Raw genomic sequence first — 3394 nt, 5'->3', positions numbered from 1 at the left:
TCGTCGAGGTGCTCGGCGGCGTCGCGCAGGGCGTCGTCGAGGTCGGACTCGTCGATGCCGGGCTCGTCGAACGGGTCCCGGCGACGGCGGTGCGGCAGCGCGAGGCGGGCCGCGACCCGCACGTCGTCCTCGGTGACCGCGCCGGCGCCGCGCCAGGCCGCGTGCGCCGCGGCGGCGCGGGTGATCACCAGGTCGGCGCGCATCCCGTCGACGTCGAACGAGGCGCAGACCGAGGCGATCCGGCGCAGCTCCCGGTCGTCGACGACCACCTCGGAGACCTTCGCCCGCGCCTCGACGAGCCGGCGCGCGGTCTCGGTCTCGGCCTCGGCCCAGCGGGCGGCGAACCCGGCCGGGTCGTCCTCGAACGCGATCCGGCGGCGCATCACCTCGACCCGGGTGCCGACCTCCCGCGACGCGCGGACCTCGACGGTCAGCCCGAACCGGTCGAGCAGCTGCGGACGCAGCTCGCCCTCCTCCGGGTTCATGGTCCCGACCAGCAGGAACCTCGCCGCGTGCGAGATCGAGACCCCGTCGCGCTCCACGTGCGCGCGGCCCATCGCGGCGGCGTCGAGCAGCAGGTCGACGAGGTGGTCGTGCAGCAGGTTGACCTCGTCGACGTAGAGCACGCCGCGGTGGGCGTCGGCGAGCAGGCCGGGCTGGTAGGCGCGGGTCCCCTCGGACAGCGCCTTCTCCAGGTCCAGCGAGCCGATCAACCTGTCCTCGGTGGCGCCGACGGGCAGCTCGACCAGGCGCGCGGCCCGGGTGGCCGGGACGTCGCCGGGGCCGTGCGGGCCGTCCGGGCAGCGGGGGTCGGGATCGTCCGGGTCGCAGCCGAACCGGCACCCGGTGACCACGTGCAGGTCCGGCAGCAGCGCCGCCAGCGCGCGCACGGCCGTCGACTTCGCGGTGCCCTTCTCGCCCCGGACCAGGACGCCGCCGACGCCCGGGTGCACGGCGTTGAGCAGCAGCGCCAGCCGCAGGTCGTCGTGTCCGACGACGGCCGAGAACGGGAACCGGGGAACGGCGGTGGCTGCGGCTGTAGCGGTCGCGGTGGGGGTAGGGGCACTCACGGCCGCGACACTGCCATGCCGGAGGCCAGCACCGGGAGATCGCGCGGCGCCCCGTGTCGGATCACCTGTTCAAGTGATGAGGTGTCCAGGTGGTGTTCGACCAGGTCACCGAGCAGGTCGAGCTGCCGGGCGCGCTCGGCGGCGAACGACGTGTCGTCGGCCACCGCGAAGCCCTCCCGGCCGGCCAGGGCCGCGAGGCGGGCCAGCAGCAGCCGCCGGAACGCGTCGTTCTCGGCCAGCCCGTGCCAGTGCGAGCCCAGGACCGGTCCGGCGTCGGCGCCCTCGCCCGGGTCGCCCAGCAGCGGGGTCGACGGTGCCCGCACGACCCGCCCGTGGTGGATCTCGTAGCCGGTCACCGGCACGCCCCACGCGGTGCCGGTGGGTGTCCCCAGGTGCTTGTCGACGTCGAAGGAGACCTCCAGGTCCAGCAGCCCGAGCCCGTCGACCTCGGTGCCGGGCGCGGCCTCGACGCCGTACGGGTCGGCGATCCGGCGTCCGAGCATCTGGTAGCCGCCGCAGATCCCGAGCACCGGGCGCCCGGCGGCGACGTGGGCGTCGATGGCGTCGGCCAGGCCGTGCGAGCGCAGCCAGGCCAGGTCGGACACGGTCGACTTCGACCCCGGCAGGACGACGACGTCGGCGTCCGGGATCCGGGACGGCTCGGTCACGTACCGGACGGCGACGCCCGGCTCGCAGGCCAGCGCCTCGGCGTCGGTGGCGTTGGAGATCCGCGGGAAGCGCACCACCGCGACCCGGAGCCACTGGTCACCGCGCGGTGCGCCCGGGCGGCCCAGGATCCCGTCGGCGACGGCCGAGAGCGAGTCCTCGGCGTCGAGCCACAGCCCGTCGGCCCAGGGCAGCACGCCGTAGGTCGGACGCCCGGTGAGCGCGCGCAGCTGGTCCAGGCCGGGGTCGAGCAGCCGCGGGTCGCCGCGGAACTTGTTGATCACGAATCCGGCGATCCGGGCCTGGTCGGCCGGGTCGAGGACGGCGACGGTGCCGTAGAGGTGGGCGAGCACACCGCCGCGGTCGATGTCGCCCACGACGAGCACCGGCAGGTCCGCGCGCTGAGCCAGCCCCATGTTGGCCAGGTCGGTGGCCCGCAGGTTGATCTCGGCCGGGGAGCCCGCGCCCTCGCAGACGACCACGTCGTAGCGGGAACGCAGGTCGGTCAGGGTGTCGGCGACGACGTCGGCCAGCGCGGCGGTGCGGGTGCGGTAGGACAGCGCGCTGACCTGCCCGTCGGCCCGGCCGCGCACCACCACCTGCGAGGTCCGGTCGCTGCCCGGCTTGAGCAGCACCGGGTTGAGGTCGACGCTCGGCGCGATCCCGCAGGCGTGCGCCTGCATGGCCTGGGCACGCCCGATCTCGCCGCCGTCCGGCGTGACGACCGAGTTGTTGCTCATGTTCTGCGCCTTGAACGGCGCCACCGACACCCCGCGGCGCACCAGCCACCGGCAGATCCCGGCGACGACGGCGCTCTTGCCCGCGTCCGAGGTCGTCCCCGCCACCAGTACCGCGCCGCTCAGCTCCACGGCCGTGAGTATCGCCGCGGACGGGGGCGCCTAGGCTGGCGGCATGCGTTTCCTGCTGCGACCGGGGTGGATCGCGTTCATCGTTGCGGTCCTCGCCTTCGTCGTGGCCTGCTACACCCTGCTCGCGCCGTGGCAGTTCGGCCGCGAGTCCGAGCGCGACGCCACGCAGCGCGCGATCGACACCGCGAACGAGACGCCCCCGGTGCCGTTCGCCTCGCTCGTCCCGGGCGGGGAGATCGACCCCGCGAGCGTGTGGCGGCAGGTGTCGCTGACCGGTGAGTTCGTGCCCGGCAGCGACACCCTCGTCCGGCTGCGGACCCTCGACGCCGCGCCGGCGTTCGACGTCCTGACCGCGATGCGCCTGACCGACGGCCGGGTCGTCACCGTCGACCGCGGCTCGGTCCCGGCCGGTCCGAACCTGACGCTGCCGACCTATCCCCCGGCCCCGACCGGCACCGTGACCGTCGAGGGGCGGCTGCGCGCGAACGAGACCGACCCGAACGCCCGTCCCCCGCTCGTCGAGAACGGCGTCCGGCAGGTCTACGCGGTCGACTCGCGCTCGTTCGCCGAGGTCACCGGCACGACCCCGGTGACGGGAGTGGTGACCCTCGCCGAGAACACCCCCGGCGTGCTGCGGGCGATCCCGATCGCCGTGCCGTCGGGCGGCGCGCCGTTCACGAACTTCTCCTACGGCCTGCAGTGGATCACTTTCGGCGCGGTCGCCCTGGTCGCGCTCGGCATCTTCATCCGCCTCGAGCTCCTGCAACGCCGCGGCAGACGGGACACGAA

Annotated in this window: 3 protein-coding genes; 1 reads left to right on the top strand and 2 read right to left on the bottom strand. The window is 74.8% G+C overall.

What is annotated here, in order from left to right:
* Positions 1-1070 (bottom strand): ATP-binding protein (locus I4I78_RS31340; protein ID WP_218615126.1); only part of this gene is annotated, 1070 nt, incomplete at its 3' end.
* Positions 1067-2599, bottom strand: a complete 1533-nt coding sequence (locus tag I4I78_RS31335; protein WP_218615127.1) for a cobyric acid synthase — start codon at positions 2597-2599, stop codon at positions 1067-1069. The genes I4I78_RS31335 and I4I78_RS31340, both read right to left, overlap by 4 nt.
* Before the next feature lie 49 nt (positions 2600-2648).
* On the opposite strand from I4I78_RS31335, the gene I4I78_RS31330 reads away from it, so the two are divergent.
* Positions 2649-3394, top strand: a 746-nt coding sequence (locus I4I78_RS31330) for an SURF1 family protein (protein ID WP_218615125.1), incomplete at its 3' end; no start/stop codon positions are given.

Source organism: Pseudonocardia sp. KRD291 (assembly GCF_019263595.1).
Lineage (GTDB): Bacteria > Actinomycetota > Actinomycetes > Mycobacteriales > Pseudonocardiaceae > Pseudonocardia.
The sequence above is the reverse complement of the archived record's forward strand: the minus strand, read 5'-3'. Positions and strand labels throughout refer to the sequence as shown.